24 protein-coding genes and 3 tRNA genes are annotated in these 26,726 nt (G+C 53.9%); 8 read left to right on the top strand and 19 right to left on the bottom strand.

The window, feature by feature from the left end; translation table 11 throughout:
• Window positions 1-289: 289 nt before the first annotated feature.
• On the bottom strand, window positions 290-1,213 hold the full coding sequence (gene ldtA, locus AC6I4B_RS09185; protein ID WP_497771162.1) for a L,D-transpeptidase: 924 nt from the start codon (window positions 1,211-1,213) through the stop codon (window positions 290-292).
• Window positions 1,214-1,410: 197 nt separating this feature from the next.
• Here ldtA and AC6I4B_RS09180 point away from each other — a divergent pair, with 197 nt between their 5' ends.
• Window positions 1,411-2,859 carry an AMP nucleosidase gene (locus AC6I4B_RS09180; protein ID WP_497771161.1) on the top strand — a complete coding sequence of 483 codons (1,449 nt, stop codon included), beginning with the start codon at window positions 1,411-1,413 and terminating at the stop codon, window positions 2,857-2,859.
• Window positions 2,860-2,942: 83 nt separating this feature from the next.
• On the opposite strand, the gene AC6I4B_RS09175 is transcribed toward AC6I4B_RS09180, so the two are convergent.
• Together AC6I4B_RS09175 and AC6I4B_RS09170 are read right to left on the bottom strand one after the other, a co-directional pair.
• Window positions 2,943-3,018, bottom strand: a tRNA-Asn gene (locus AC6I4B_RS09175).
• 141 nt (window positions 3,019-3,159) lie between these two features.
• Window positions 3,160-4,626: an EmmdR/YeeO family multidrug/toxin efflux MATE transporter gene (locus AC6I4B_RS09170; protein WP_497772077.1), complete on the bottom strand. Its 1,467-nt coding sequence runs from the start codon at window positions 4,624-4,626 to the stop codon at window positions 3,160-3,162.
• A gap of 160 nt (window positions 4,627-4,786) precedes the next feature.
• On the opposite strand from AC6I4B_RS09170, the gene AC6I4B_RS09165 reads away from it, so the two are divergent.
• Window positions 4,787-4,862: transfer RNA gene (locus AC6I4B_RS09165), tRNA-Asn, on the top strand.
• A gap of 77 nt (window positions 4,863-4,939) precedes the next feature.
• Here the strand turns inward: AC6I4B_RS09165 and AC6I4B_RS09160 are convergent.
• The gene (locus AC6I4B_RS09160; RefSeq protein ID WP_497771159.1) at window positions 4,940-5,848 is read right to left on the bottom strand and encodes a LysR substrate-binding domain-containing protein; all 909 of its coding nucleotides are present in this window, start codon (window positions 5,846-5,848) and stop codon (window positions 4,940-4,942) included.
• A gap of 170 nt (window positions 5,849-6,018) precedes the next feature.
• Between AC6I4B_RS09160 and AC6I4B_RS09155 the strand changes: the two genes are divergently transcribed.
• From AC6I4B_RS09155 to AC6I4B_RS09145, 3 genes are all read left to right on the top strand, one after another.
• On the top strand, window positions 6,019-6,990 hold the full coding sequence (locus tag AC6I4B_RS09155; RefSeq protein WP_497771158.1) for an amidohydrolase family protein: 972 nt from the start codon (window positions 6,019-6,021) through the stop codon (window positions 6,988-6,990).
• A 60-nt stretch (window positions 6,991-7,050) separates the two neighbouring features.
• Complete coding sequence (locus AC6I4B_RS09150) at window positions 7,051-7,986, top strand: 2-keto-3-deoxygluconate permease (RefSeq protein WP_497771156.1); 936 nt, start codon at window positions 7,051-7,053, stop codon at window positions 7,984-7,986.
• Between the two features lie 253 nt (window positions 7,987-8,239).
• Window positions 8,240-8,315: transfer RNA gene (locus tag AC6I4B_RS09145), tRNA-Asn, on the top strand.
• 107 nt (window positions 8,316-8,422) lie between these two features.
• On the opposite strand, the gene AC6I4B_RS09140 is transcribed toward AC6I4B_RS09145, so the two are convergent.
• From AC6I4B_RS09140 to AC6I4B_RS09130, 3 genes are read right to left on the bottom strand one after another with little or no spacing between them, the layout of a single operon-like run.
• On the bottom strand, window positions 8,423-9,190 hold the full coding sequence (locus tag AC6I4B_RS09140) for a DeoR/GlpR family DNA-binding transcription regulator (RefSeq protein ID WP_497771155.1): 768 nt from the start codon (window positions 9,188-9,190) through the stop codon (window positions 8,423-8,425).
• Window positions 9,191-9,244: 54 nt separating this feature from the next.
• A complete protein-coding gene (locus tag AC6I4B_RS09135) occupies window positions 9,245-10,171 on the bottom strand; it encodes an ROK family protein (protein ID WP_497771153.1) in 927 nt (308 codons plus the stop codon).
• A 44-nt stretch (window positions 10,172-10,215) separates the two neighbouring features.
• Window positions 10,216-11,247 (bottom strand): SIS domain-containing protein, encoded by a 1,032-nt coding sequence (locus AC6I4B_RS09130; protein ID WP_497771152.1) that lies wholly within the window; start codon window positions 11,245-11,247, stop codon window positions 10,216-10,218.
• 217 nt (window positions 11,248-11,464) lie between these two features.
• Between AC6I4B_RS09130 and AC6I4B_RS09125 the strand changes: the two genes are divergently transcribed.
• Both AC6I4B_RS09125 and AC6I4B_RS09120 read left to right on the top strand, forming a co-directional pair.
• The gene (locus AC6I4B_RS09125) at window positions 11,465-12,946 is read left to right on the top strand and encodes an APC family permease (protein WP_497771150.1); all 1,482 of its coding nucleotides are present in this window, start codon (window positions 11,465-11,467) and stop codon (window positions 12,944-12,946) included.
• 16 nt (window positions 12,947-12,962) lie between these two features.
• The gene (locus tag AC6I4B_RS09120; RefSeq protein WP_497771149.1) at window positions 12,963-14,558 is read left to right on the top strand and encodes a GMC family oxidoreductase; all 1,596 of its coding nucleotides are present in this window, start codon (window positions 12,963-12,965) and stop codon (window positions 14,556-14,558) included.
• A gap of 66 nt (window positions 14,559-14,624) precedes the next feature.
• On the opposite strand, the gene cobT is transcribed toward AC6I4B_RS09120, so the two are convergent.
• The 6 genes from cobT to dacD all read right to left on the bottom strand — a co-directional run bounded on the left by cobT (window position 14,625) and on the right by dacD (window position 20,037).
• Window positions 14,625-15,677 (bottom strand): nicotinate-nucleotide--dimethylbenzimidazole phosphoribosyltransferase, encoded by a 1,053-nt coding sequence (gene cobT, locus AC6I4B_RS09115; protein WP_497771147.1) that lies wholly within the window; start codon window positions 15,675-15,677, stop codon window positions 14,625-14,627.
• A 28-nt stretch (window positions 15,678-15,705) separates the two neighbouring features.
• Window positions 15,706-16,446 carry an adenosylcobinamide-GDP ribazoletransferase gene (gene cobS / locus AC6I4B_RS09110; RefSeq protein ID WP_497771146.1) on the bottom strand — a complete coding sequence of 247 codons (741 nt, stop codon included), beginning with the start codon at window positions 16,444-16,446 and terminating at the stop codon, window positions 15,706-15,708.
• The gene (gene cobU, locus AC6I4B_RS09105) at window positions 16,443-16,988 is read right to left on the bottom strand and encodes a bifunctional adenosylcobinamide kinase/adenosylcobinamide-phosphate guanylyltransferase (RefSeq protein WP_497772075.1); all 546 of its coding nucleotides are present in this window, start codon (window positions 16,986-16,988) and stop codon (window positions 16,443-16,445) included. Before cobU ends, cobS begins: the two co-directional genes overlap by 4 nt.
• A 198-nt stretch (window positions 16,989-17,186) precedes the next feature.
• Window positions 17,187-17,507, bottom strand: coding sequence for a DUF496 family protein (locus AC6I4B_RS09100; protein WP_106930025.1), 321 nt, complete (start codon window positions 17,505-17,507; stop codon window positions 17,187-17,189).
• Between the two features lie 207 nt (window positions 17,508-17,714).
• The gene (locus tag AC6I4B_RS09095; RefSeq protein ID WP_497771144.1) at window positions 17,715-18,773 is read right to left on the bottom strand and encodes an FUSC family protein; all 1,059 of its coding nucleotides are present in this window, start codon (window positions 18,771-18,773) and stop codon (window positions 17,715-17,717) included.
• Between the two features lie 97 nt (window positions 18,774-18,870).
• Window positions 18,871-20,037, bottom strand: a complete 1,167-nt coding sequence (gene dacD, locus AC6I4B_RS09090) for a serine-type D-Ala-D-Ala carboxypeptidase DacD (RefSeq protein WP_497772074.1) — start codon at window positions 20,035-20,037, stop codon at window positions 18,871-18,873.
• Between the two features lie 213 nt (window positions 20,038-20,250).
• Here dacD and sbcB point away from each other — a divergent pair, with 213 nt between their 5' ends.
• A complete protein-coding gene (gene sbcB / locus AC6I4B_RS09085) occupies window positions 20,251-21,675 on the top strand; it encodes an exodeoxyribonuclease I (RefSeq protein ID WP_497771142.1) in 1,425 nt (474 codons plus the stop codon).
• A 41-nt stretch (window positions 21,676-21,716) separates the two neighbouring features.
• Here sbcB and tsuB read toward each other — a convergent pair whose 3' ends face one another.
• From tsuB to AC6I4B_RS09055, 6 genes are all read right to left on the bottom strand, one after another.
• Window positions 21,717-21,944: a thiosulfate utilization sulfurtransferase TsuB/YeeD gene (gene tsuB / locus AC6I4B_RS09080; protein WP_497771141.1), complete on the bottom strand. Its 228-nt coding sequence runs from the start codon at window positions 21,942-21,944 to the stop codon at window positions 21,717-21,719.
• 10 nt (window positions 21,945-21,954) lie between these two features.
• Entirely contained in the window at window positions 21,955-23,010 is a 1,056-nt protein-coding gene (gene tsuA / locus AC6I4B_RS09075; protein ID WP_497771139.1) for a thiosulfate utilization transporter TsuA/YeeE, read from the bottom strand.
• Window positions 23,011-23,193: 183 nt separating this feature from the next.
• Window positions 23,194-24,552, bottom strand: coding sequence for a putrescine/proton symporter PlaP (plaP, locus tag AC6I4B_RS09070; protein WP_497771137.1), 1,359 nt, complete (start codon window positions 24,550-24,552; stop codon window positions 23,194-23,196).
• Complete coding sequence (gene yoeI / locus AC6I4B_RS09065; protein ID WP_497772072.1) at window positions 24,542-24,604, bottom strand: membrane protein YoeI; 63 nt, start codon at window positions 24,602-24,604, stop codon at window positions 24,542-24,544. Before yoeI ends, plaP begins: the two co-directional genes overlap by 11 nt.
• 228 nt (window positions 24,605-24,832) lie before the next feature.
• Complete coding sequence (locus tag AC6I4B_RS09060; RefSeq protein ID WP_497771136.1) at window positions 24,833-25,741, bottom strand: LysR substrate-binding domain-containing protein; 909 nt, start codon at window positions 25,739-25,741, stop codon at window positions 24,833-24,835.
• 30 nt (window positions 25,742-25,771) lie between these two features.
• Window positions 25,772-26,593 carry an SDR family oxidoreductase gene (locus AC6I4B_RS09055; protein ID WP_497771134.1) on the bottom strand — a complete coding sequence of 274 codons (822 nt, stop codon included), beginning with the start codon at window positions 26,591-26,593 and terminating at the stop codon, window positions 25,772-25,774.
• Window positions 26,594-26,726: the final 133 nt, after the last annotated feature.

The following is a 26,726-nucleotide window of genomic DNA, read 5'->3' as shown; positions in this document are numbered from 1 at the left end:
ACTGGTATTAATGAATTTAAAGCCCAAAACAGAGCACACTAAAAAAACGTCTCGAAATGGCAAAGTTTCCTATTCGCAAGAGGAAACCATTAAACCTTTGGGTTCATCACTTTCTCAGCGACAGCCAGATAAACCAGCCATCAGGCTGGCTCATGCTGACCGCCCCCAGCCTCTCACGCACGATAACTTTTCGTGAGCAGGTGCAGGCAGCCGTTTTTACCGTGAGTCGTCATCGATGTAGCCCAGTATTCCCTGGTTGACCACATCATTTTCGCCGTCGGGACGCCACTTACAAGGTGGAGCTAATGTTCACTGGCATACCAGAACGGCGCTCCAGCGCGTTTCTTGCACGGCTGCCATCAACACTTCCCCCTTGGGTAAAACTACGCAGCGCAGGGGTTACCGGCAAGGGCACTTTGTTATCAGATTCATATTCTGCACGGTTGCGCGACAACGGCTCGTGCACTTCCAGCCAACGGCTGCCATCCGGCTCGGTGGTGTATTTCACTGGCTGGTCGATAATTTGCACTCGAGTACCCATCGGCACGTTATCAAACAAATACTTAATGTCGTCGTTACGCAGGCGAATGCAGCCCTGGCTGACGCGTAACCCGATACCAAAATTAGCGTTAGTACCGTGAATAGCATACAGGCGGCCAATATAAATGGCGTACAGCCCCATCGGGTTATCCGGGCCAGCAGGCACAAATGCAGGCGGGCTTTCGCCACGTTTGGCGTATTCGCGGCGGGTATTTGCCGTTGGCGTCCAGCTTGGCGCTTCCTGCTTACGCTCAACGGTAGTGACCCAGTTACGCGGTGTTTCACGTCCGGCCTGGCCGATGCCTATTGGCAGTACTTCAACGGTATTGCTTCCCGCCGGATAATAATACAGGCGCATTTCGGCCACATTGACCACAATCCCCTGCCGCACGGTGTCGGGCAGAATCAGTTGTTGCGGTATAACCAGCGTCGAGCCTGATTTCGGCAGATACACATCAACGCCAGGGTTAGCCTCCAGCATATTGCTCAGCCCCTGCCCGTACTGTGCGGCGAAGGTTTCCAGCGGTTGATGGTTATTCTCCGGAACCGTGATGTTCAACGTACTCCCTACCAGGCGGCTGCCCTCCGGTGGAAGCGGGTATGTTACGGCCTGTGCACTATAGCTACTGAACGCCAGAGCCAGAACACAAAAAATTTTTACACGAGGGGTCATTTCCCTTTCCTCAATTATTCACGGCAGATATCGGTTAATAATAGCTTTTTTAGCTCGCCACGCTGCTTTTATCTGACGTATTCACGAGGTGGTTAAAGGTTGATCGTTTGTTATAAAGCCACTGGGTAGCGCTTTTGTTTCATCATCTGCTGGCATACTATCGATACATGCAGCATTGCTGACCCAAGGAGCGAACGATGAGTAATACGGGCGTGAGTCTAACCCCTGAACAAGCGCTGGAAAAACTCCAGGCGCTGTACGACCAATCGGTAAATGCATTACGTAATGCCATTCAGCTGTTTATTGACGATCGTTCACTGCCGAGCGCAGAGGCGCGGGCCAATGGATTGTTTGTCTACCCGCAACTTTCCGTTTCCTGGAGTGGGAATGCGCATAAGGCGCAGAAAACGCGCGCCTTTGGCCGGTTTACCCATTCCGGGTGTTACACCACCACCATCACTCAGCCGGGGTTATTTCGCAGCTATCTGTTAGAGCAACTGACGCTGTTGCACGAAGATTACGACGCACATATTGAGGTAAATCTGTCGCAGCACGAGATTCCTTACCCGTACGTGATTGATGGCCTGAATCTCGACCGCTCGATGAGCGCTGATTTAACCCGCGTGTTCCCGACAACTGAGCTTTCGCAGATTGGCGATGAAACCGCCGATGGCCTGACTCACGCCACCGAGTTTTACCCGCTGTCGCACTTTGACGCACGCCGGGTGGATTTCTCGCTCGCACGTCTGCGTCACTACACCGGAACGCCGGTAGAGCATTTCCAGCCGTTTGTGCTATTCACTAACTACACCCGTTACGTTGATGAGTTCGTACGTTGGGGCTGTAGTCAGATTCTCGATCCGAATAGCCCATACGTGTCGCTCTCATGCGCAGGCGGCATCTGGATCACAGCCGATACCGAAGCCCCCGAAGAAGCCATTTCTGACCTCGCATGGAAAAAACATCAGATGCCCGCCTGGCACCTGATAACCAAAGACGGCCAGGGGATTACGTTAATCAACATCGGCGTCGGCCCTTCTAACGCCAAGAATATTTGCGACCACCTGGCGGTACTGCGCCCAGACGTCTGGCTGATGATTGGTCACTGCGGCGGACTGCGCGAGAGCCAGTCGATTGGCGATTACGTGCTGGCTCACGCGTATTTACGAGATGACCACGTTCTGAACGCCGTATTGCCGCCGGATATCCCTATTCCGAGCATTGCTGAAGTGCAGCGCGCGCTATACGACGCCACGAAACAGGTGAGCGGGATGCCTGGTGAGGAAGTCAAACAGCGGCTGCGTACTGGGACGGTTGTCACGACCGACGACCGTAACTGGGAGTTGCGCTATTCCGCGTCGGCGCTGCGTTTTAACCTCAGCCGTGCAGTGGCGATTGATATGGAAAGCGCCACCATTGCCGCGCAGGGGTATCGCTTTCGTGTACCGTACGGCACGCTGCTGTGCGTGTCGGATAAACCGTTGCATGGTGAGATTAAGCTGCCAGGACAGGCGAACCGTTTTTATGAAGGGGCTATCTCAGAGCACTTGCAGATTGGTATTCGCGCCATTGACCTGTTACGCGCGGAGGGCGATCGCCTGCATTCGCGTAAACTGCGAACCTTTAACGAACCGCCATTCCGTTAATCCACTCTCAGCCGGGCGCTTGCCCGGTTTTTTACTGAACGCAGAAAAGCAAAAAGCCTGCTCGAAAGCAGGCTTTTTAAATTTGGCTCCTCTGACTGGACTCGAACCAGTGACATACGGATTAACAGTCCGCCGTTCTACCGACTGAACTACAGAGGAATCGTGTGAACGGGGCGAATATTAACGAGGTCCCCGTTGGTTGTCAAAACCTGATTTGCATAAAATAAATCGTTTGCTGATTTATTCCCCTATTTGCGCGAAAACCGTCTATTTCTGACTGCTTTCAGCGCGATTCAGGTATCAGGCGGTATCCGTTTTCTTCGCCGGAGCATATTTCCACGCCCAGCGGCCGGTTATCAGGCGGCGGTAGAACAGCACAGCTCGGGCAGCCCAATCAAGGAACATCCCCATCCAGACGCCGATAACGCCCATGCCCAGCACGATGCCCAACACATAGCCCACAACCACACGGCAGCCCCACATGCTCAGCATGGAAACCCACATGGCAAAGCGGACATCACGCGCGCCCTTAAAGCCCGCCGGAAGTACCCAGGAGGCCGCCCAAATAGGCATAAACGCCGCGTTCATCCACAGCAGAATTTTGACGACATCTTTTACGTCCTGCTCGTGGGTATAGAACGAGGCAAACAGCCCAGCGAACGGCGCAGTGCCCCAGGCAATAAGCGTCAGAACAATGGTAGACATCCAAAATACGTGGCGCAGTTGGCGCTCTGCCTGCGCCAGTTGCCCCGTACCTAAACGCCTGCCGGTAATAATCGTGGAAGCCGACCCGAGGGCGTTACCCGGTAAGTTAATCAGCGCCGCGACCGAGAACGCAATAAAGTTACCGGCAATAACGTCTGTCCCCATACCCGCAACAAACATTTGCGTCAGCAATTTACCGCTGTTAAACAGCACCGATTCGACGCTGGCTGGAATACCAATTCCCATCACTTCCCAGATAATGGCGAAGTTCAGCGGTTTGAAATAGCTTTTGAGCGGAATACGCAGCGCGGGGTTAAAACCAACCATCAGCACGATAATCGTTACCACTGCGCCAATATAGCGAGAAATAGTTAACCCTAGTCCCGCACCGGCAAAACCCATTCCTTGCCAGGAAAATGCGCCGTAAATCAGAATGCTACTGATGATAATGTTAAGAATATTCATCCCGCCGTTAATCATCAGCGGGATCTTAGTATTCCCTGCCCCACGCAGCGCTCCGCTACCGATTAACGCGATCGCCGCCGCCGGATAGCTCAGCACGGTCAGCTCAAGATACGTCAGCGCCAGGCCTTTGACTTCATCGGTGGCATCACCGGCGACGATATTAATAATATTCGCACCAAAATAGTGAATCACCGCCGCCAGAACGACCGCAAACAGCGTCATGATAACCAGCGATTGCCGCGCCGCTGCTCGCGCTCGGCGCCTGTCGCGCTTGCCAAGGCTAAAGGCGACCACCACCGTGGTACCGAGGTCGATAGCAGCAAAAAAGGCCATCACTACCATATTAAAGCTATCGGCCAGCCCCACGCCCGCCATCGCTTCTTTTCCCAGCCAACTGACGAGGAAGGTACTCAATACGCCCATTAACAGAACGCAGGTATTTTCCAGAAAGATAGGCACAGCAAGAGGGGTGATTTCACGCCAGAAGAGAACTCGGTAACTATTACGTTTTTTGTACCAGGGCGTACGGGCAATTGCCTGGCGAAGCACAGCGGTGACGTTCAAGATGAGCCTTAGATCATAAAGTTGAAACTCCATTTCAAATAATGAGGGAGAATCGCCCATCCTGCAAAGTATTTTTCCTTAATTTTTGTCGGTAAATACAACAGATTGTTGCTAAAAGAGCCACTCTAACACACGGACGATTATTGGGATTTGACAAAAGTTTTTACGCCGCTAAGATAAGCCTCCAACCGATTCCTCTGTAGTTCAGTCGGTAGAACGGCGGACTGTTAATCCGTATGTCACTGGTTCGAGTCCAGTCAGAGGAGCCAAATTTAAAAAGCCTGCTTTCGAGCGGGCTTTTTGCTTTTTAGCATTCAGCTAGCGGATGCATTCGCCCCCAACACGCTCAATCGAAGGTCGATATCACATGTCCAGCCGCTTTTTCCACCAGCAGGGAAAGGGCTTCGGCCGCCGGGGTCAGCGGCATACTGGCGCGGCGGATCTGCACGATTTCCGGGCCGGGGATCTGCTCCTCGATCGCGATGGCGATCATCGAGTCTTTAAAAAACTCCGATTTCAACAAGGCTTTAGGTAGCAGGATCAACGAATCGGTGGAGGAAAGCAGCGTCAGAACAGCCATGACGGAATTCACCTGCGTAAGCAAGCGCGGCGATGCCAGTCCGTGCGTTTGGAACACCTCGTCGAATTCCTCTTCCGGCCGGTTGCGCAGTCCGAAGCAGAGCCATTGCGCATCACAGAGTTGCGCGAGGCTCGTTGCCTGTGCCAGCGGGTGGTTTTTCCGGGCGATGACCATGCGATTTTTTCGCCACAAAAGATCCATCTGGTAGCGCGATTCGGGCGCTTTCTCCGGGCTGGGGCCGACATAAAAATCCATGCTGCCATCATTCAGGCGGGGAATGGCGGCGGGATAGACAGTTTCCAGAATCGTCAGTCTGACCTGCGGATATTGCTCGCGAAAAGGCTGATAGACCAGGGGCAGGATCATCTCCAGAACGACCGGCGAAAACCCCACGACGACTTTTCCCTGTAGTTCGCCGCGCAACTGGCTGGCTTCATCTTTGGCCCGCTGCAAATCTTCCAGCATATTGCGGGCGCGAAGGTAAAACCGCTCTCCCGCAGGCGTCGGCGTAGTGCCATAAGAGTGGCGCTCGAGCAACGGTAATCCTAATTCGTCTTCCAGCTCGCGCAGACTACGGGTTAACGCGGGTTGCGCAAGACCAAGCAACCGTGCCGCCGCGCGCAGACTTCCTGTGCGGATCACCGCCTCAAAATGGCGCAAATGATGGATTTTCAAGATGGTCCTCCTGACCTTGTCTTGGTGATATCAAATAGGTATCAGCCGAATTAATTTGCCTTCTTATTGTATCAGATACGCGGGAGTAACATCTTTTTGTCGGCCTGCCAACGAGCCGACTGGATGGATTCACCCCCTCGCAAATGACGGTTTTCACCACGGAGGCAACAATGAGCAATTTCAGAGATATTCCGAAAGTCGATGTACACTCACATTTCCTGACCCCATCGTACCTTGAGGCCATGAATAAGTATCTGGGCGGCAATCCAGATCGTTTTCCAATGCCGGAATGGTCGGTCGAAAAACATTTACAGTACAATGAATCAATGGGGATCGTGCATACGGTTCTGTCATACTCGTCGCCGCATATCAATTTCAGCACCCGTGAAGTCAACCGCCAGCTTGCCCGTATTGGCAACGAAGCCGGAGCGCAGGTCGTGGCAGATAATCCGGGGAAATTCAGCTTTCTGGCGTCCCTTCCTCTGCCCAACATCGATGATACGCTCGAAGAAATCGCTTATGCCTGCGATCATCTGGACACTGATGGCTTCACGCTGCCGACCAATACCAAAGGCATCTATATGGGCGCGCCGGAGCTGGAGCCGATGTTCGCCGAGTTCAACCGTCGCAAGGCCGTCGTGACGTTTCATCCTAACAAACCAGGTGCTGTGCCGGTAGGCGTCGGCGAGATGCTGCCTATCCCGATGATGGAATTCATTTTCGACACCACGCGCTGTGTTGTCGATCTGATGCTGCGCGGTTATCCCGAAAAATATCCTGATATCAAATTCCTGATGCCGCACTGTGGCTCAATGCTGCCGTACGTCGTTGACCGGATCGCGTCTTTCAAACCGACGCTTATCAAGACCGGCTCGGTAACGGAAGATTATGACGTTTATAAGACTTTCAGCCGCTTCTATTTCGATACCACTGGCGCATCAGCTGCTCACCAGTTGCGCGACGTGCTGGATATGACCGATGTCAGCCACATTCTTTACGGCAGCGACTACCCCTTCCCGCCAGTACCGGTTCTGGAAGACCAGACCAACGCCGTGTTCACGGCTCCGTACCTGGACGAAACGCAGAAAGCGAAAATCTTTAGCGGGAACGCATCGGCTCTTTTCAGCAAAGTGAGACTGTAAAACGATGGGGATCCCAGGTACTGGGGTTCCCTTCTCTTTATCCAGGACGGAATAGTTAAAATGAATATTCTTGGCTGTGTTAAAAAAATACCGGGCGGTTTGATGATCGTACCGATGTTCGTCACCGCACTGATTAACACGTTCTTCCCCGAAGCACTCAAACTCGGCGGGCCGACAAGTCTGTTCACCGCCAAAGGCACTATGGTCGTTATCGGCCTGATCCTGTTTATCACGGGCAGCCAGTTCAGGCTAAACCAGTTGGGCATGACTCTGAAACGCGGCGCGGCACTTTGCCTGGCCAAACTGGCGATCGGTTTCCTGGCGGGCTGGTTCGTGCTGAGCTGGTTCGGCCTGGACGGGTTCTGGGGTATTTCGGCGGTTGCCTTGATAAGCGCGATGGTGAGTTGCAATCCCGGCGTCTATATCGCGCTGTGCGAACAGTACGGCGACGACACGGACAAAGCGGTCTTTGGCCTGTTGAATGTCATCGCCGTACCCGCTACGCCAATTCTTATCATCGGCATCGCCGGAGGCGGCGGTATCGATCTGATGGAAGTTCTGGTCGTGCTGATTCCGTTTATTGTCGGCATCATCCTTGGCAATCTCGATCCGCAGATCCGCGCCCTGATGGCGCCGGGCACGCCTATTGTACTGCCTTTCCTCGGCTTCTGCTTCGGCGCGTCGGTCAATCTGGGCAGCGCGTTAACGGCTGGGTTGGCGGGGATCCTGCTGACGCTGATTTTCCTGATCGTCAACGTCGCATTGATGCTGCTCGTTGACCGGGCCATTCTTCGCCGCCCCGGCTATGCCGCTGTCTCTACCTGTAGCGTAGCCGGAATATCGGTCGTCGTTCCGACCATACTGGCAACGTCACAACCCGCTTTCGCCCCCTATGCGGAAGCCGCCACCTCGCAACTGGCGCTGGTGATGGTACTTTCCTCCTTCGCCATTCCCTGGATCACAAGCCAGGTGGTAAAACGGTGGGGCAGAGGCTGACAACATCGCGTTGTCGCGGGAAAAGTGCAGCGGCAGAACGCTCCGAACTGCCGCTACACCAAGTTTCCCGCCAAGCGATGAACCTTTTAGCGATCAGGCTCAGCAAAAGCATGGTCATCCAGGTGCGGGCAGCCGACCTAATACGCCCGTAAAACACTTTTTTGCTGGTTTTGTCAGCAATCAAACCGATTTAGCGCATCCAGCCTTTGACATGGCGCAGGAGGCTCGCTAATATTCGCCCCGCTCTAACAATTCCTCTGTAGTTCAGTCGGTAGAACGGCGGACTGTTAATCCGTATGTCACTGGTTCGAGTCCAGTCAGAGGAGCCAAATTTAAAAAGCCTGCTTTCGAGCGGGCTTTTTGCTTTTCTAACCTATGGCACTTCTCAGCAACGCAGGAAGAAAACAGCCAGCGCCCCCTTCCCCGTTCGTCTACGCTAGGCTTTCATGCTCACTATCTGTAGCTTATCACCATAGCTTCGGGCTTCTTTTATCACCCGTTGATCGTCGGTGATGATCCGGCTGATAGCGTCCAGCCCGCAGACATGCGAAAAAGCCTTATGGCCGATTTTTGAGCTATCCGCCAGCACGACGGTCTGGTTTGCCGCAGCAATCATCGCCTGTTTTACCGAAACCTCTACGGTATTGATATTGGTGATACCACTGTCATAGTGCACGCCTTCCGCACCGAGAAACGCCCAATCGGTATGAACATTGGCGAATTTGCTCAGCGTATCTGGCCCAACCAGGGTGTAGACGTTATTGAGCATGACTCCCCCCGCAACATGTAGAGTAATAGACGGATGCTGGGAGAGTTGCATCGCTATCATCAGGTCATTAGTAATCACCGTCAGATTCTTTCGTTCACGCAAGGCCACGGCAAGCTGGTAAACAGTCGAACCGTTATCCAGAATCAGCGTCTGGCCATCTTTAATATCAGCCAGCGCCGCTTGCGCAATCGCGCATTTCGCCTGCACGTTCATGTCCCGTCGTACATTCCACGGTGAGTCACCATCCAGTGAATCCTGCTGCGGTAAAACGCCGCCGTGAGTACGAAGCAAACGCCCATTTTTCTCCAGGAAGGCTAAATCCCGACGAATAGTCGAGCTGTCCACAGCAAAGAAGGCGGAGAGTTCACCGCTGTTTACGTACCCCCGCTCATTAATCAGTTCGATGATTTGGTTTCTACGCTCTGTCGCGGTCATTGACTACGGCCCTTATTCGATGCACGATTTCGTGTAAATACTAATGGCAATCAACTAAATAAGCAAAGCCGTATCAGAGAGCAGTTTGGTCGCACCCATCGCACCGGCACTATCTCCCAGAGTCGAGATGTGAATTTGCCGGTTAATTTCAAATCCCGGCGCACGCTGTAATACGCTGTGCAATCCTTGCTCATATAATGGGTACAGCGAAGCCGCACTACCGCTCAGCACCGTGATGTCAGGCCCATAGGCCATCAATAGCGCCCCCAATCCTCGCCCTACCTGGCGGCCATAGCGGTGGAAAATCTCCGCAAGGCTGGCGTGCTGCTGGCAAAGTCGCTGCCAGTCCGCCAGCGATTGTTGTCGATAATCTATATCAGGCCATTGCTGCGCAATTTGCGCCTGTAACCAACTGCGCGCCGCCAGGCTTTCCCAACAGCCGCTCAGGCCGCAATAGCACACTTGCTCGCTATCCCCTATCGGGATATGCCCTGCTTCTGGGTGGCTGCCGTCGGCCATTCTGAACGGCAAACCCTTATTCAGTAGCGCCACACCGACCCCCGTTCCCAGCGTCACCATTAGCATCCGCTGGCTGCCAATACCGGCACCAAAATGGTATTCGCCCAGCGCCGCCGCTATCGCATCATTGTCGATTTTTACCGGCACGTGCAGGCATTCAGCCAGTGATGCGGTCAGCGAAAAGCCGGAAAACGCCGGTAACGTATAGGGGTTATCAATCACGCCGCTATCGATATCAACTGGCCCGCTAGCACCAATCCCCACGCCCGTAAGGCGGTAGCCCGCCGGAAGTAACGCCTGAATACGCTGCGCCAGCGACTGAACGCGCTGCGCTGTTGAAAGCTCGGCAAACGGTGCTGTGGCAAACGTCGTCGAGATCAGCAGCGTTTCCCCCTGCATAATGACAACTCTGATGCCCGTCCCTCCGATATCAACCCCTGCACACACCTCATGCTGCATCATATCAACGCTCTCTTTTTTCCCTGGCAACCGCGCCGGTTGTCATCTTAAATTTTTACCGTGATCTTTTGCCCATAAAGAAATTGCCCTGGTTGTAGGTTTTTCGCCCGAGCAAAGGCTACCGTCATGTGCTGAATATAAAGCATCCCACCGATTAATCGCAGCAGAGGCTGCCCGGATGGCGCACTAAGATGCATCCCTGTGCCATAGCGCTCCGGCCCGATAGTCACGACCGTTGTCCCATTGCCGTCCAACTCTTCGGCAAGACGCGCCAGAGTTTCGCTGCCTTCATCGCCAATCAACACCGCGAGCATTCCTGCACCAGAAGTTTCCATCGGCCCGTGGCGGAACTCACCGCCCAGATACCCCTCCGCCGCCATTTTGCTGGCCTCTTTTAAAATCAAAGCCCCCGTCATTGCCGTGGCCCCATCCGCGCCAGTAGCAATCAGCGCAACGCGTGGGTGCGGATGGCTAAATAACGCTTCGGTTAATGGCTGAACAAAAGCATCATCCACAATTTGCTCAGCAATCTGCGGCAGAAAGGCGGTGACATCTGCCAGCAGTGCGGTTTCGCTCTGCCCCGTCAGCGCGCATAAAATACGCTGCTGCGCCAGTAGAGTATTGAGATAGCTTTTCGAGCTGACGGTCGCCTCGCTACCGGATTTCAGCGCCACCACAATATCGCTGTGCCTGGCCAGTTCACTGTCTTCACCATTGGTGACGCCAATGATGGTCGCCGGATGGCGCTCACCCTGTAACTTATCCAGTAGCGCCACCACTTCGCCGCTCATCCCCGACTGCGAAGTCAACCATAGCAGCGTATCTGGCGTAATAAGTTCTGGCGTATCAAGCAGTTTACCCGCATCTACCCGCCACACTGGCAGCCCGCGAGACAGCAGTTCACGTTCTACCGGAATCATCGAATAATCGGATGACCCCATTCCCGCCAGTACAATGCGCCCGAAATCGTGCAGGTCTAACTCCCCTAATGCCGTCGGCAGGCGATAAGCAAGCTGCGCCTCCAGCGCAGTAATCTGATCTTGAATATCGCGTTCGTATGGACTGCTTTGTACCGCCATTGATTCATCCTCGTGGTGTGAAGTGCTTTTATGCTATATGCACGAAATCGCGCAGTCAATAGCACACAAACGCGACGCAAATCACAAAACAAGCAATAAGACTATAAATCGCCCATTACTGAGCATTGACTAGCACGTTTTCGTGCAATCATACTCCACATCGAAACATATCCATAACATTTGATAACATTGCCTAACACTGGATCAGGAGTTTTCAATGAACAGCGATCGCTTCGCCACCGGACAAGAAACGGGTTTGCAGCGTAACTCGATTGGTCTACCCACCGTGCTGATGCAAAGTATTGCGCAGATTGCTCCCGCCGTGGGTGTATTAACCACTATCGCCTTTAATACCCAACAAGCGGGGCTTAGCGCGCCTTCAGCTTATATCGTGGCATTTATTATCGGCCTGATTGTGGCGGTTTCCCTGGCGCAGTTGGGAAAACACTTTCCTTCTGCGGGTGGTTTTTATACCTACGTCAGCGCCACCGTTGGCCCCAGCGCAGGTTTTATCGTTGGCTGGATGTACTCCTGGATAGTCGCGCTGATCCCCGGTGGGCTGGCGGCCTATACTGGGTTCGTCATGCAAAATGAGATAGCCAAAAACTACGGCATTAACATTCCCTGGCAAGCGATCGCCTTATTTATTCTGATCCTGGTGGGAACCGTGGCTTACCGTGGGATTAAAACCTCCGGCAAAATGCTGACCATTTTATCTATTTTTGAAATGCTGATTGTCGCGGCGCTGGCGTTGTGCGGCCTGCTTTCCCCCGGTGAAGGAGGCGTCACGCTGGACGGCTTCCTGCCAACCAGCAGCCCCAGTTCCAACGGTTTCTTCCTTGCCGTAGTGTTATCTATTTTTGCCTTCACCGGCTGGGAAGGCGCAGCCGCCGTTGCCGAAGAAGCGCGTAACCCTCGCAAAGTGATCCCCCAGGCCATTATTGGTTCCGTTATTTTACTCGGGGTATTTTATGTGTTCTGCGCCTGGGGAATTCAGTCCGGCTGGGGAATTGCGCATATGGACACGCTGGGTTCCGCAACCGATAACCCCGCGCTGACCGTCGCGCATCGTCTGTGGGGGCCGGCCTGGGTGTTGGTATTGCTGGCGCTACTGAACTCCGGCATCGCCGTTTGCATTGCCTGCACCGTGGATGCAACGCGTAACTGGTACGCTATGGCACGATCAGAAACCATGCCGAAATGGCTGCAAAAGGTTCACCCGAAGCACCGCACTCCGCACATGGCAATCCTTACCCAGACCTTGTTAAGCCTGGCGATAGGCCTGTTCGTCGGTTCTCTTGTCGCCCCGGATCGGGTGTTCTTTATGCTGGCGACGCTCGCCACCATTATTTATGTCTTCGTGTACATTATGGGCAACATCGGCGTGATGCGTTTCTTCACCACCACCATGCGCAAATCCCTGAGCATCACAATGCATATTCTGTTCCCGCTGTTTTCCAGCGCTGTGCTGCTGTGCGTACTTTACTATTCGCTGTTCCCACTGCCGGAGCCGCCTGTCGGCTATGCGCCCCTCGCTTTTGCGCTGTTAATGTTCATCGGCTTATGGCGTCTGTATAAGCTGAAAAGCAGCGGTCAGCGCCGCTGGGAAGCCCTCTCTTTATATGTTGTCGCCAATGAACCCGAGCAAACCCGCATCGCGTCATCGTCCCGACCACAATCCCTATCCGTTAAGTCATAAAAGTCAGGTTAAAAACATGGTTGAGCATATTCAGGAATTCGATTATCTGGTGATTGGCGCAGGTTCAGCAGGATGCGTCATGGCTAACAGGCTGACGGCGAACCCTAACGTCCGAGTCTGCCTGATTGAAGCAGGCCCCCGGGATAACAGCATTTTTATCAGAATGCCTGCGGCGCTGACGTTTCCAATTGAGAGCGACGTCTATAACTGGAAATTTGAAAGCGAGCCAGAGCCGGAACTCAGCGGCCGGACAATTGGCCAGGCGCGCGGTCGCTGCCTGGGCGGAAGCTCATCAATCAACGGCATGGTACATGTCCGTGGCCACCGTAATGACTACGATAACTGGAAAAACCTGGGCGTCAGCGGCTGGGATTTTGCCGACTGTCTGCCGTACTTCAAAAAACTGGAGAACTTTGAGGAAGGCCGTGACCCCGAACGCGGTGGCAAGGGGCCTATCTCGGTTACGCGCAGTAAAGCCGACCACCCGTTGTATCAACGTTTTCTTGAAGCCGGGCAACAATTCGGCCTGCAAAACGCTGGCGACTATAACAGCGGCTCGCAGGAAGGCGTGCACGTGACACAGGCGACCATTCGCAAGGGTGTGCGTTGCAGCACCAGTCTCGCCTATCTCAAACCGGTCGCCGACCGCCCGAACCTGACGGTAATGACTGGCTGCCTGGTGGAGCGAATCAACTTTAACGGAACTACCGCGACCGGTGTGACGCTGCAACACGGCGACACCCGCCAGGTTATTCATGCCTCCAGAGAAGTCATCCTCTGTGCTGGCAGTATCGGCTCGCCGCACCTGCTATTGCTTTCCGGCGTTGGCGACCGTGAGCAGCTGGCTGAACATAATATTCCGTCGGTGGCACACCTCCCCGGCGTTGGGGCCTGTTTACAGGATCATGTGGTCGCCCCGTTGCGCTTTCGCGCGCCGAAAGGGGTTTCTATCTGTAAACAGCTAAATATGCTGGGACGCCTAAAGCTGGGTGCTGAATGGTCGTGCTTTAAATCAGGTCTGGGGGCGACCAATTTCTTTGAGGTCGGGGCGTTTTTTAAGAGCAGCGACGAAGTTGACTACATCAATATGCAGCACGAATTTCTGCCGTTCCTTGCCGATTTCCAGTCAGGGAAAGTGCATATTGCCGATGGGTTCCAGTATTTCGTTAGCCAGATGCGCCCTTACAGCCGGGGTTCTGTGTCGTTACGTTCCGCCGATCCCCGTCAAAAGCCGGTTATTCGCTTTAATTATCTGACCGACCGACGGGATATCACCGAGATGGTTCAGGGAATCAGGAAAACGCTGGAAATGGTGCATCAACCGGCCTGGTCGGGATATCTGAGCGGCTTTGTCGACACACCGACGCTTGCGGCAAGCGATGCGGAAATCGAAATCTGGCTGCGGCGAGTGGCAAATACCGAGCACCATCCCACCAGTACCTGCCGGATGGGCAGCGATGAGATGGCGGTAACGGATAATCAAGGACGAGTGCATGGGTTGTCAAAATTGCGCATCGTGGACGGTTCTATCCTGCCGCGCGTCCCCACCGCTAATATCAATGCGCCGATTATTATGGCAGCAGAGAAAATTGCGGCGGAAATGACGCGCTAACCACCGCCTGCCCCACTGACGAGCGTATGGTTTATGCTATGTAAACCATACGCCGCGCGGCGGCGCTTACACCGGCAACACGATGTTGCTGTCTGCCAGCGTGCCCATCTGGTTATACATGGTGCAAGCGGATTCAACGATATGCATCGCCATTGCCGCCCCGCTGCCTTCACCTAAACGCATCGACATGTTCAGATACGGCTCCAGTTGCAGATGTTCCAGCGCAATACGCGCGCCCTTCTCTGCCGAGAAATGGGATGGGATCAGGTACGGTTTCACGCCCGGTGCGATGCGGCAAGCCGCCAGCGCCGAAGCATAAGACAGGAAACCGTCAAGCACCACCGGCAGGCCGCAAGAGGCCGCCCCCAGCATAACGCCGGTCATCCCCAGCAGGTCAAAACCGCCAACTTTCGCCAACACATCCAGACCATTGCTGGCGTCCGGTTTGTTCAGTTCAATAGCCCGGCGTACTACCGCAACTTTATGGGCAAGCTGCGCCTGCGGCAGGTTTGCACCTACGCCGACAACCTCTTCGGCTGCGCTGCCGGTCAACACGCTCACTACCGCAGCGGCTGGCGTGGTGTTCGCCATACCCAATTCGCCGACGCCAAATAGCGTCACGCCCTGCTCTGCCAGGCTTCGGGTATAGTTGATAGCCGCTAACAGCACCGTTTGCGCTTGTTCTGCCGTCATTGCTGCCGTCTGCGCGATATTACCGCTGCTGCGTGCGACTTTCATATCGATAAGGCCGGGAATGGGGTCAGCATCGATGCCAACGTCGATAACGTGTACCTCTGCGCCCGCCTGAGCGGCCAGCACACAGACGCCGGTATTATGACGAGTCATATTGGCGGCCTGAATAGCCGTCACCACCTGTGGCGATACCGCCACCCCTTCGTGCCATACGCCGTGGTCAGCACACATCACCAGAATGGCTTTTTTAGCCACCTGCGGCGCACCGTGTAACCCCGGCATCCCCGCTAACTGTACAGCCAACTCTTCCAGCTGCCCCAGGCTGCCGGTCGGTTTAAGAAGCCCATCAATATGTTGCTGCGCATGTGCCATCGCGGCGCTATCCACATCAGGAATAGTCGCCAGCAGTGAAGCCAGTGTTTGCATTGTTTTATCCATTACGTCATACGCTGGCTTACAGGAGCGCCAGCAAGAAGATCACTTCGCCCAGTTCGATACCTGCGCCAAGCGTGTCGCCGGTTTGTCCACCCAGCGTTCGTTTTAACAGTTGGCCGAGAATAAAGACGCCGATAAACGCCACCAGCACTGCGCGCAGGCCGTGCATTCCCAGCATGGCGGTCACTAGCCCGCCGCCAATCAGTAACGTCAGCCAGGTCTGGCGGAAGCTGACTTTGCCGATAAACAGATTTCCCAGCCCTTCTTCACGAGCGTAGCGGTGGCGATACATCATCAACACCGAGGCGGCGCGTCCGGCAATACAAGTACTGGCGATAGCTGCCAGCATCGGCGTGTCGCGCAGCGCCAGTTCGCTGAGGGTCAGCACTTTTGCCACCAGCACGAAAATCAGCGCCAGCCCGCCGTGAGTCCCCAGGCGGCTATCGCGCATGATTTCCAGCATCCGCTCACGGCGACGCGCCGAGAAAACACCGTCACAGGTGTCGGCCAGGCCATCAAGATGGAAACCGCCGGTCAGCAGCGCCAGTGCCAGCACGGTAAAGAATGCCGCCAGCGGAATGCCGCACCACGGCTGCACGAGCATAAACAACAGGCCGCTTATCGCGCCTAATAACAGCCCAACAAAAGGAAACGTAATAACACCGTTCACGTAACGGTCAAGCTCCAACCCTTGCGACCAGCGCTGTGGAACCGGCAAGCGGCTCATGAAAGAGAGAGTGGCAAAAAACAGTCGGCTCATTTTATTTTGACTCCAATCCCGGATACCACCAGCCAGACGTCATCTGCCGCCTGCGCCAGTTTTTGGTTCACACGCCCGGCGATATCGCGGAAATGCCGGGCCAGTCGATTTTCGGGCACAATGCCCATTCCCACTTCATTCGTCACCAGCACAATCGGCGAGGGGCAGCGCTGGCAGGCGGCAATCAATGCGTCAATCTCCTCGTTCACCTGCGCTTCCAGCGCGCTAAAATCCCAGCGTTCAATCTGCTGCGGATCACCGGCAGCAAACAGAATATTGGTGACAAGCGTGGTGATGCACTCGAGTAAAATCGCCTCGTGAGGGTCGTTTTGCGGGGTGATGATGTCGGCAAGATGATGCCAGCGTTCTTCGGTGCGCCAGTGTGCAGGACGGCTGTCCCGATGGTGCTGAATTCGCTCGGCCATCTCAGCGTCAAATATCTGCGAGGTGGCGATATAACAAACCTGGGGATACTGACTGAGTAACGATTCAGCGTGTCGGCTCTTGCCGCTGCGCGCGCCGCCGGTCACCAGTATCATGATGGTTGTACCTGATGTTGCTGCATGGTTCGCGAGATCCTTTGATATCAATACGTTCCCACATCACTGTGGTTAATATATCAAACAGATGAGCTTTATACTCTGCATTGCCCGCGATGTCACTCGGTTGTGGAAGCTGAAAACAGGAAGGAAAGGCTTAAAAGAGCGGGTGGCAGCGAAGCCACCACCCGTTAATGACGGTTACTCGCTTTTCTGCTCGCCCATCACTTTCAGTTTTTTGGAGATGTCGCGACGTTCTTTCGACAGCTCGGCATTTTTGATGATGTAGTCATCGACACGATCTTCGTAGTCGCCTTTCATGCTAGCGATGATGCCCTGGATGGCTTCAACGCTCATGCCCGGCTTGATGTAATCGCTGAGGTTGTCCAGCAGCAGAACACGCTTCTGGTTGTCACGGATCTTTTTCTCAACGTCCTGAATTTCACGTTGCAGCTTGTTCTTACGACGGAACAAACGCACAAACTCCAGTACGTCCTGAAACGAAGGTTTCGTGGTTTCCATTTTTATACCCCTGATAGTTGAGATTCGGATTCGTTAAACAACGACGATAAGATAAGGTACACATTACTTTTATACACAACATCCTTCAACCTGAATGATTTTGCGTATCGCCATTGCCGCTAACAATCATTTTTGCTTTGGGCTAATCATAACCCTAAACCCTGCTGAATCGAAACAACCTCGCGCAAAAGCGGGCGCATCTGGCTTTTATTTACGCAATGCCCGGCACATCAGGCTCGACAACAATTCTAACTGACGCGCCAACTCCATGCTTAGCCAGACATAGCCATGAATCGGCGTTTCCGACAGATTTTCGCCTTTGTGCTCATTGACCAGTTGCCGTAACTCCGCCGCAATGTCGTTGAGTTTTTCGCTGTTGGCCTTGATGGGCTGCGGGTTTCCCTCATACAACGCGTGGGCAATAGCCAGCAGCGTTTGCTGAGTCATCATCTGCGTTTCGCGTAGCGTATGGGCGTTGAGCATCAGCAAATGGCTTGGACGAGTGGCCCAATGCGCATTGATTTGCAGCTCCAGCATACATACCAGATTACGGCTAACGGTTTGAATCGCTTCAAAAATTCCTTTGTGGATATGCGTTTCTTTACTCGCGGGGGTAATCAGCCCGCGCATTTTCACCACATCGTTTAGCACCTTTTGCAGATGCTTATCCAGCCGAGGGCGATCGATCAGGTTCGGTGAAAGCCCGGCCTGATAAATACGGTTAAACTGGGTGACAAAGCTGGCCATCTGAATACGCCAGTGGATGAACGCGCGCTGCGGCCAAATACCGGTAAACAGCATCGCCAGCAGGCAGCCGAAAATCACGTCACCGCTTCGCCACAGCGCCGTGTGCATATCACCAGGCGGTGCGCCCACCACCACGCCCAGCGTGATACCAATCAGCAGCGCCTGATACGGTTTTTTCCCCAGTGCCAGCCAACCGCACAGGAACATCGCCCCCGCGCACCAGATCAACATCAGCGGCAGAGAGATAAGCTCCAGTTTCAGGGCTATCAGCCCCAGCGCAGAACCCAGTACCGTTCCGCCAATACGCTGAAAGGCGCGTGGGACGACATTTCCCCAAAAGGAGATTGGCCCCATCACCACCACCAGGGTAATCAGCGGCCATGAACCTTCCGGTATACTGAGTAAGCGGACAATCAGAAATGTCAGGACAAACGCCAGCGCAATGCGCACGCCATGCACTGTACGATAGTTACGATATAAACGAATTTCAAAAGGGCTGAGTGACTTATCCGGACGCACACCGACTCTCCGACAAGACTAAAGGCCGAATTGTACCCGCTCCGTCGAGCGACGACCACAGAGATAAAACAACGCCCCGCTAACGGGGCGCAAATCCTTACGCTTTATGGTGTAAATAATCGCTCAGGCGCGAAAACAGGCCGCCCTTCCCGACGCTTTCTAAGGTGACTAACGGCCACTGAGCCACCACTTTATCGCCGTCGAGCAACTGAATTTCACCAACTCGCTGGTGCGCAGCAATAGGCGCTTCCAGCTCTTTTTTATCCAGCACATATTTGGCTTTGATATTTGGCACTTCAGCTTTTGGTAGCGCCAGCCAGAAATCCTGGTCAGTGCCCAGGGTTATGGTCTCTTTGTCGCCGTACCAAATCCGCTCAGTACCCACTTTCTTGCCCGTTTTCAGAAGCTGTACGGTGTCGAAATTTTGCTGGCCCCAGCGCAGCAACGTGCGCGCCTGTTCTTCACGCCCTTTGGCGCTGTCGGCCCCCATCACCACCGCAATCAGGCGGCGTTGGCCATCCACCGACGAGGCAATCAGGTTAAAGCCCGCCCCGGAAGTGTGCCCGGTTTTCAGGCCGTCGATATTCATGGTTTTATCCCACAGCAGCCCGTTACGGTTCTGCTGAGTAATGCCATTCCATGTCAGGCTTTTCTCGCTGTACATGTGATAAAACTCAGGCTCGCCATGAATAATCGCGCGCGACAGTACCGCCAAATCATAGGCTGAGCTGTGCTGACCCGGCGCATCGAGGCCGTGTACAGTTTCAAAATGCGTATCGCGCAGGTTCAATTTTTCAACGTAGTCATTCATCATTTTGACGAACTGCGGCTGCCCACCGGCGACGTAATCCGCCAGCGCCACACACGCATCGTTGCCGGAATCAACAATCAAGCCACGGCTGAGGTCACGCACCGTGAGGCGGTCACCGGCTTTAAGAAACATCAGCGATGACCCCTTGAATACCGGATTGCCCGCCGCCCAGGCATCGCGCCCAACGGTAACCATGTCATCCGGCGAGATGCGATGGTTATCAATCGCGCGGTCAACCACATAGCCGGTCATCAGCTTGGTCAGGCTGGCTGGGTTACGCTGTTGATGTTCATTACCTGCGGTTAAAATCTGCCCGGTTGTGTAGTCCATTAATACCCAGGCACCGGCTTTAATCGCAGGTGGGGTGACGGAAGGGATGGCGGAGTCATCCGCAAAGGCACACGAAACGCTCGAAGCGAGCAAAGATACAGCAATAAAAAAACGGGCTTTCAACGGTAAATCCTCAACTTTCACAAATTCGCCGTCCTTTTTACGGAACTTCGTGCTTTCTGGCTGGCTTAAATTGCAAGAAAATATGACACACATCTATTTCGCCACTAAAAAATAGCCTGCGTGGCGGCTTCCAGTTTCGCCTGCTGCCCTTCTGATGCTCAGCGAAATCGTTTACCATGAGCTTAAATGCTTTCCACGGACACAGTTAACGCTATGCAAGAGACTTCAAGCGCGCCGGGATTCCTGTTTCACGACTATGAAACGTTCGGAACCAGCCCTTCCCTCGACAGACCCGCGCAATTCGCCGCCATCCGTACCGACAAGGATTTCACAATTATCGGTGAGCCTGAGGTCTTTTACTGCAAACCGGCGGATGATTACCTGCCACAGCCCGAAGCCGTCCTGATAACCGGCATTACGCCGCAGGAAGCACGGGCAAAAGGTGACCACGAAGCCGCTTTCGCCAAACGCATTCACGATATTTTTACCGTGCCGGAAACGTGCGTCGTCGGCTACAACAACGTGCGCTTTGATGATGAAGTGACGCGCAACATTTTCTATCGTAATTTTTACGACCCTTACGCCTGGAGCTGGCAAAACCGTAACTCGCGCTGGGATCTGCTCGATGTGATGCGCGCCTGTTATGCACTGCGCCCGCAGGGGATTGTCTGGCCGGAAAACGACGACGGGCTGCCGAGCTTCCGTCTGGAGCATTTGACCAAAGCCAACGGCATTGAGCACAGCAACGCCCACGATGCGATGGCCGACGTGTACGCCACCATTGCGATGGCGAAGCTGGTCAAAACGCAGCAGCCAAAGCTGTTTGATTATCTCTATACTTATCGCGGCAAGAACAAGCTGATGACCCTGATTGATGTGCCGCAGATGAAACCGCTGGTGCATGTTTCAGGGATGTTTGGCGCATGGCGCGGCAATACAAGCTGGGTTGCGCCGCTTGCCTGGCACCCGGATAACCGCAACGCGGTGATTATGGTTGATCTCGCCGGAGATATGTCTCCACTGCTGGAGCTGGACGCCGACACCCTGCGCGAGCGGTTATACACCGCTAAATCCGATCTTGGCGATAATTCGCCGGTTCCCATCAAACTGGTGCATCTGAATAAATGTCCGGTACTGGCGCAGGCCAATACGCTGCGCCCTGAAGATGCCGACCGCCTGGGCATTAATCGCCAGCAGTGTCTGGACAACCTCAAACAATTGCGTGAAAACCCACAGGTTCGCGAGAAAGTTGTGGCTATCTTCGCCGAAGCAGAGCCGTTCGTGCCGTCAGATAACGTCGATGCACAGCTGTATAATGGCTTCTTTAGCGACGCTGACCGCTCCGCGATGAAAATCGTGCTGGAGACAGAGCCTCGTAACCTGCCCGCGCTGGATATCACCTTTGCCGACAAGCGCATTGAGCGTCTGCTGTTTAACTATCGGGCGCGTAACTTCCCCGGCACGTTGGACGAACGCGAGCAACAGCGCTGGCTGGAGCACCGCCGGCAGATTTTCACCCCGGAATTTTTACAGGCTTACGTCCAGGAACTGGAAACGCTGTACGGGCAATACGAAGGAAATAACGAGAAGCTAGCGTTACTGAAAGCACTGTATCAGTACGCGCAAGAGATTGTCTGAGGGCAAGAACTACGCGCCCCGTACTCACGGGGCGCGGGGTATCAGGCTTTCTGCACCGTAATGCTCCAGGCGGCATCACCAGCCTGTTGGAAATCAGTGACGGTATAGCCCTCTTCTGCCGCCCACTGTGGAATGGCTTCCGTTGCCTGGGTACAGTCAAATTCAATCACCAGTTGGTCACCATTCGACAATTCAGCCATTGCGGCCTTCGCTTCAATCAGCGGGAACGGGCAAACCTGCGTCACCACATCCAGTTTTTTCACTACCATTTTTAACTCCTTAGGCCGTTGCGGTTTTCAGTTTGGCTTGCCGCTGCGGGCGAACATACAACATCCACGACGCGCACCAGACGCCAAGGATCATAAATACCAGGCCAATCCAGCCCTGCCAGGTCATCATCGCGGTCATCACCAGGCCGTTACCGATAGAGCAACCACCGGCGATGCTTGCACCGAAGCCCATCAAAATACCGCCGCCTGCGCTACGCAGCGTCGTACCGGCATCAGCGGCGCGAACGCGGAACTCACGGCTGGCTTTAGCCGCAATAAACGAACCGATGAAAATACCCAACACCAGGAACACGCCCCAGTTCAGAGATTTGCTGTCGCCGCCTACGAGGAATTGCAGGATATTGGCGGTAGGTGACGTGATCCCCAGACCGAACATGCGCCCGGTGGCTTCACTCAGCGGCCACGCCAGCAGCGCAATCAGGCCAATCAGCACCGCCGTAACAAACGGATGCCAACGTTTTTCAAACAGCAGATGCGCCAGGCCAGTCCGGCGCGGCGGCAGCGAGGCAATGTTCAGTTTAGGTTTACTCAGCTCTTTACGTACCAGCCAGAGAGTGACGACAACCAGCAGCAGCACCAACGGCCAGACGGAAATATTCAGCGTTTCGGCAATGCCGTTATGTGCCGTTGAATGTGCACCGAGGAATTTATTCAGCCCCGACGCATGCGGCGAGCGCATCACCGCGCTCATCACCATGTAGGTTACTAGCGCAATCCAACTGCCAATCAGCCCTTCTCCAGCGCGATACCACGTACCAGTAGCGCAGCCACCGGCATAGACGATACCCATCCCAAAGACAAAGCCCCCCACGACCGTACCGAGCCACGGGAACACACCCACGTCATACTGCACCAGCCCCAGGTGGATCAGCGCAAAAACGCCGACACTCTGAATACAGATAGCAATCAGCAGCGCATAGAACATGCGGTTGTTTTTGGCGATATACATATCACGGAAGCCGCCTGTCAGGCAGAAGCGACCGCGTTGCATAACGAAGCCCAGCAGCGCGCCACAGAAAATGCCGCTTAAAATCATGTGCCACATAAATAATGATTAACCCAATAATAGACGTCTTAAAATTATTCCTTAGCCACCCAGATGGCTCCAATAACCAAAAGCTCTATATTATTCCTGCGAGTTATGACGCATGATTTTTTATGCCGCAGACATTTTTAAGGCAAAAAAAAACCGGAGGCATGGCCTCCGGCTTTTCATCATCGCGATGCGTTACGCGACGTCTTCGTACTGCGGAACCGGGTTGCGGAAGCTTTTGGTCACACAAGCCAGGTAGATAAGGCCGATAGCCGCCCAAATCAGACCCAGAACCATAGAGCTTTCTTCCAGGTTCACCCACAGCGCACCCACAGTCAGCGCACCACAGATTGGCAGGAACAGGTACTGGAAGTGATCTTTCAGCGTCTTGTTACGCTTTTCACGGATCCAGAACTGCGAAATCACAGACAGGTTAACAAAGGTGAACGCCACCAGCGCACCAAAGTTAATCAGCGCCGTTGCCATCACCAGGTCAAAGTTGATTGCCAGCAGAGCAATCGCGCCAACCAGGATGATGTTCATCGACGGAGTACGCCATTTCGGGTGAACGTAACCGAAGAAACTTTTCGGGAACACGCCGTCACGACCCATCACATACATCAGACGCGCAACGCCCGCGTGTGCCGCCATACCGGACGCCAGTACGGTAATGGTGGAGAAGATCAGAGCGCCAACCTGGAACGCTTTACCCGCTACGTACAGCATGATTTCTGGCTGCGATGCATCCGGATCTTTAAAGCGAGAGATGTCCGGGAAGTACAGTTGCAGGAAATAGGTGGAGAAGATAAAGATCAGGCCACCGATCAGTGCAGTCAGGAAAATCGCACGCGGAATCACGCGTTCAGCGTCTTTCGTCTCTTCAGACAAGTTGCTGATACCGTCAAAGCCGGTAAACGAGAAGCACAGAATCGTCGCCCCGGTAATCATCGGGATCACGTGTGCATCACCAGACCAGAACGGACGGCTGCTGGCTAACGTACCGGAACCTTCACCGTGGAACAGACCGTAAATGATCATGCTCAGGATGACAGCAATCAGCACGACCTGGAACACCACGATAACGGTGTTAAAGTTCGCCACAGATTTGATACTGCGCAGGTTAAAGGCGGTCATAAAGGCCACCAGCGCGATAACGAATACCCAGGACGGTATCGACGGCACCAGTGCTTCAAAATAGATTTTTGCCAACAGAATGTTGATCATCGGCGCGAACAGATAGTCGAGCAGAGAAGACCAACCCACCATAAAGCCAACGGTCGGGCTAATGGATTTCTGGGCATAGGTGTAGGCAGAGCCTGCTGAAGGGTAACGGCGCACCAGCTTACCGTAGCTCAGCGCGGTAAACAGAATAGCAACCAGCGCAAAGCCATAAGCTGTAGGCACGTGACCATCGGTCAGGCCAGATACGATACCAAACGTATCAAACAGCGTCATTGGTTGCATGTAGGCGAGGCCCATCATAACAACCGGAATCAACGTAAGTGTTTTACGTAATTCCACGCGAGAGGTGTTTGGAGTAGCGTTATGCGACATGGTTATTCTCCTTTACGGTGAAAACCGGCGCAAAAACAAAAAATTGCCCCATTTTTTTGATTTCCTCAGCGACAACAACTGTCGTGTTTTAAGTAAGTATCTATCCGGTACTAAGCCCGGCCTCTTTTATTGAATGAGTGTGTGATGCAAAAAAATAACCGACGCGTTTAAAACGTCGGTTAATGTCATTTTTTGCAAGCGGCGTATTTTGCACTAAACAGAATCCAAAATACAAGAGAATGAGAACGCAATCGATGGCATATTTTGTCTAACCGGCTGATTAGTAAGCAGTCGTTAAAGTATACACATCTTTTATAGCACTATTTGTTAAAACAGCGGTTCGCCACCATGCACAAGACAGCCCGGTGGTGCGTTCATTCCAGCCAATCCAGGCAAATTCTGGCTGTGCTCGCTCCCCCATCGCCTTTGCCACTAACTCACCGCTAACTAACTGTTTTTGCACTTGATAACGAGGAATTGCAGCAATTCCTACACCGTTTAGTAACAGCAACAGACGAGTTTGATTATCAAATACCACAATCGTTTCCTGCTCGCTGGGCCACTGCCGCGCCTGCGTGCCTTTTTCTTCCGTTAGTACAATCGCTCTGGCGCGCCTTAACGCCTTGTGGGTTAGCGGTTCAGCCAGTGAGGCCAGCGGGTGGTTCGCCGCCATTACATACGCCCGCGATAACTGGCCTAAGGGCAGAACATTCAACGCCTCCATCACCGGCGGCTCACCGAGTGCCCCCAGCACCATATCGGCCCGTCCCTGTGCCAATGCCCGCCACAGTTCTTCATTAGCGCCTTGAATGAGCGAAAGCTGTGTACTGCGGGTGTGACGATAAAATTCCACCAGCAGCGGGGCCAGTAGCGGTAGCGGAAAAGTAGGGTCGATGCCGATAGTTAAGCTGTTTTCCCAGCCGTCGTGCAACTTAACCAACTGTTGCTCTAGCTCACGAGCGCTTTGCAGCACGTCGCGCCCCTTCTCCAGCAGCATTCGTCCGGCGGAAGTAAAGGTTGCGCGATGGCCTGATCTATCAAGCAATTGAATATTAAGCTCGCTTTCGAGCTTATGAATGGTGTAACTCAGCGCGGAGGGCGTTTTATAGAGCTTCGCCGACGCAGCAGCGAAGCTCCCTTCTTTATCTAAAACATCGAGAATAACGAGGACATCCAGCAATGGCTTCATTTGTGTCCCCTTGCGGTTTACCGCATGCAGTTATTCCATCGGCATACGCAGCGGGTCAGGATGTTGATATTCAAACCCTAGCTCGCGGCAAATAAGGTTACCGTCGATAATTTTGCCCTGACTTTTACCGCTGTCGCTAAACTGCGGCACAGCAAGCCCCAATTCACGCGCCATTTGCGGATAGAAAATACGGCGAGCCGGATGCTCAGGGGCACATATATTATAGATGTGCCCACCTTTCGGAGCCTGTAATAACAACGTAATCGCCGAAATAACATCGTCCAGATGCACCAGGTTCACGCCCTGCTGCCCATCCGGCGCAGATTTACCGGCAAAGAATCGCCCTGGATGCCGCCCCGGCCCCACCAGCCCGGCAAGACGCAGAATATCCACCGATGTACCGGGTAATTGATGCAGCCAATCTTCCAGCTCTTTCAATACCGTTCCACTGGCGGTCACCGGTTCACGCGGCGTGGTTTCTTTCACCAGCCCTTCTTCTTTACCGTACACCGAGGTCGAGCTGGTAAAGATGATGCGCGGAATGTGGTGCGCCAGCGCCGAATCGACAATTTCCTGCACCGCCTGGCGGTAAAAATCATCCCCCGTCCCGCTACGACGCGCGGGTAACGTAATGACCAGAGCGTCAACGTTCATTAGCGCGTCAAGGTCTTCCGCTTCACACACCAGTTGAGGGTCGAGCCGCAACGGATAACTTTCAACCCCACACATCCGTGCGGCTTCTACGCCGTCTTGCGTCGTCTTACTGCCGATGACCTGCCAGCCTCGTCCCATCAATGACAACGCTAGCGGCATCCCCAGCCACCCTAAACCGACAATGGCTACTTTTTTCATCGCGCTCTCCTGATTGTTGCCGCACTCCTGTACTAAGGCTACGCCACCCCGTGAAAACTAACAATTTATAGTCGCAACATGAATTGATTTAATGAATGTAAAAAGCACTTGCCTTACGCGGTAAAAGTGGGCT

It is taken from the genome of Kluyvera fluvialis, assembly GCF_059725275.1.
This window is presented reverse-complemented; position numbering and strand designations above follow the sequence as displayed.